4 protein-coding genes are annotated in these 2762 nt (G+C 65.6%); all 4 read left to right on the top strand.

Annotated features, from left to right (window positions below; translation table 11 throughout):
- Positions 1-309 precede the first annotated feature (309 nt).
- Entirely contained in the window at positions 310-957 is a 648-nt protein-coding gene (gene rplC, locus ACIQ2E_RS15365; protein WP_398332398.1) for a 50S ribosomal protein L3, read from the top strand.
- Between the two features lie 11 nt (positions 958-968).
- Entirely contained in the window at positions 969-1604 is a 636-nt protein-coding gene (gene rplD, locus ACIQ2E_RS15360; RefSeq protein WP_010311672.1) for a 50S ribosomal protein L4, read from the top strand.
- Positions 1597-1899, top strand: coding sequence for a 50S ribosomal protein L23 (locus tag ACIQ2E_RS15355; protein ID WP_296365566.1), 303 nt, complete (start codon positions 1597-1599; stop codon positions 1897-1899). Before rplD ends, ACIQ2E_RS15355 begins: the two co-directional genes overlap by 8 nt.
- A gap of 15 nt (positions 1900-1914) precedes the next feature.
- Positions 1915-2762 (top strand): 50S ribosomal protein L2 (gene rplB, locus ACIQ2E_RS15350; RefSeq protein WP_398332395.1); only part of this gene is annotated, 848 nt, incomplete at its 3' end.

The following is a 2762-nucleotide window of genomic DNA, read 5'->3' as shown; positions in this document are numbered from 1 at the left end:
AATTGCAACTGTGCCCGTCCGCTAGCCGGGCCTCCAGCGCACTGCACAAAGGTCGCCAGTGGTGGCGGCCTTCCCGGGCCTGTGTGGCTCAACTGAGTCACCGGGAAACTGCTGAATCTGATGAACGGGTCTCCCGCGCATCCCAGCAAGTCCCAGCCCACGCTGTTTCGACGCTGCTAGCCCAACCGAATCTGCGCTGCTGCTCCGGATCGCTCCGGCTGCAGCCCATCTGATCCGGCCAACTGCGCAACCCGATTCAGCCACGCCACTCCAGAGGAGTGGTGGTCCTGCTGGCGTTTCTCCCTACTTATGTCCATCGGCATTCTTGGGAAGAAACTGGGCATGTCCCAGTTCTTCGACGACGAAGGCAGATCCATCCCGGTCACCGTGATCGAGGCTGGTCCCTGCCGGATTACCCAACTCAAAACCGACAGCACCGACGGCTACACCGCCGTCCAGCTGGGCTTCGGTGACATCCGCGAGAAGCTCGTCAACAAGCCGGCCAAGGGTCACCTGGCCAAGTCCGGCAGCGAGCCTCTGCGCCACCTGAAGGAGTACCGCGTCGAGTCCGTCGACGGTCTGGAGCTCGGTGGTGCAATCACCGTGGCCGCCTTTGAGGCGGGCCAGAAGGTCGATGTGAGCGGCGACACCATCGGGCGTGGTTTCGCTGGTTATCAGAAGCGCCATGGCTTCAGCCGCGGCCCCATGACCCACGGTTCGAAGAACCACCGCGAACCGGGTTCCACCGGCGCCGGCACCACGCCCGGCCGTGTGTACCCCGGCAAGCGCATGGCTGGTCGCTACGGCGGCAAGCAGATCACCACCCGCGGTCTCGTGATCCTGAAAGTGGATGCCGAGCGCAATCTGCTGGTGGTGAAGGGCTCGGTGCCCGGTAAGCCCGGCGCCCTGCTGAACATCCTCCCCGCCAAGCGGGTGGGCGCCAAAGCCGCGAACTGAGGAGGACAGAGATGGCTAACTGTGTTGTTCGCGATTGGCAGGGCAAGGAGGCCGGCAAGGCCACCCTTGAGCTGAAGGTCGCCAAGGAAACGTCGGCTAACGACCTGGTGCATCGCGCCGTGGTGCGTCAGCTGGCCCACGCCCGTCAGGGCACTGCCAGCACCCTCACCCGCGCTGAGGTGGCCGGTGGTGGGCGCAAGCCTTACAAGCAGAAGGGCACCGGTCGCGCCCGTCAGGGTTCGATCCGCACCCCGCTGCGTCCCGGTGGTGGCGTGGTGTTCGGGCCCAAGCCCCGCACCTACAACCTGGCGATGAACCGCAAGGAGCGTCGCCTGGCCCTGCGCACCGCGCTGATGAGCCGCGCCGCCGACATCACCGTGGTGAAGGGTTTCGCCGCTGGTCTGGACACCCCCAAGACCAAGGAAATCACGGCAGCCCTGGGTCGCTTCGGCATTGCCGATGGCGCCAAGGTGCTGGTGGTGCTGGATGCCCCCAGCGAGGTGGTGCGCCGTTCGGTGCGCAACCTTGAAAAGGTGAAGCTGATCGCCGCTGATCAGCTCAATGTGTTCGATCTGCTCCACGCCAACCATCTGGTGGTGAGCGAGGAAGCGCTCGCGAAGATTCAGGAGGTCTACGGCGATGACTGAACGTTTTAACGGTCGTCTGGCGGATGTGATCCGCCGGCCGCTGATCACCGAGAAGGCCACCCGAGCCATCGAGCAGAACCAGTACACCTTCGAGGTGGACCACCGGGCTGCCAAGCCCGACATCAAGGCCGCCGTCGAGCAACTGTTCGACGTCAAGGTCGTCGGTGTGAGCACCATGAACCCCCCGCGTCGGACTCGTCGCGTGGGTCGTTTCGCCGGCAAGCGTGCCCAGGTGAAGAAGGCCGTGGTGCGCCTGGCCGATGGCAACGCCATCCAGCTCTTCCCTGAAGCCTGAGGGGTTTAACGAATCATGGGAATCCGTAAGTACCGCCCCATCACCCCCGGCACCCGCACCCGTGTCGCCAGCGACTTCGCTGAAGTCACCGGCCGCGGTCGCGAACGGGGCCTGGTGGTGGCCAAGCACCAGCGCAAAGGCCGCAACAACCGCGGTGTGATCACCTGCCGTCACCGCGGTGGTGGTCACAAGCGCCTCTATCGCCTCGTTGACTTCCGCCGCGATAAGCACGGCGTGGTCGCCAAGGTGGCCGCGATCCACTACGACCCGCACCGCAACGCCCGTCTGGCGCTGCTCTTCTACGCCGATGGCGAGAAGCGCTACATCCTGGCTCCGGCCGGTGTGGCCGTGGGCTCCACCGTGGTGTCGGGCCCTGAGGCTCCGATCGAGAACGGCAACGCTCTCCCCCTCTCCGCCATCCCCCTCGGCTCCAGCGTTCACTGCGTTGAGCTGTACGCCGGTCGCGGCGGTCAGATGGTGCGCACCGCCGGTGCCAGCGCCCAGGTGATGGCAAAAGAGGGCGACTATGTCGCGCTCAAGCTGCCCTCCACTGAGGTGCGCCTGGTGCGCCGCGAGTGCTACGCCACCCTTGGTGAAGTGGGTAACTCCGAAGTGCGTAACACCAGCCTGGGTAAGGCCGGTCGTCGCCGCTGGTTGGGTCGTCGCCCGCAGGTCCGAGGCAGCGTGATGAACCCCTGCGATCACCCCCACGGTGGTGGCGAAGGTCGCGCTCCGATCGGTCGCTCCGGCCCTGTCACCCCCTGGGGCAAACCGGCCCTGGGTCTCAAGACCCGCAAGCGGAACAAACCCAGCAATCGGTTTGTGCTCCGGAAACGTCGTCGCACCTCCAAGCGGAGCCGCGG

The sequence above is a fragment of the Vulcanococcus sp. genome (assembly GCF_044369115.1).
Classification (GTDB): Bacteria; Cyanobacteriota; Cyanobacteriia; order PCC-6307; family Cyanobiaceae; genus Vulcanococcus.
Note: the sequence above shows the minus strand (reverse complement) of the source record. Positions and strands in the feature narration are given on the sequence as shown.

Bases quoted from the DNA above. Each gene is read 5' to 3' on its own strand.
- rplC (WP_398332398.1), top strand. From the start codon at position 310: ATGTCCATCGGCATTCTTGGGAAGAAACTGGGCATGTCCCAGTTCTTC.
- rplD (WP_010311672.1), top strand. From the start codon at position 969: ATGGCTAACTGTGTTGTTCGCGATTGGCAGGGCAAGGAGGCCGGCAAG.
- ACIQ2E_RS15355 (WP_296365566.1), top strand. From the start codon at position 1,597: ATGACTGAACGTTTTAACGGTCGTCTGGCGGATGTGATCCGCCGGCCG.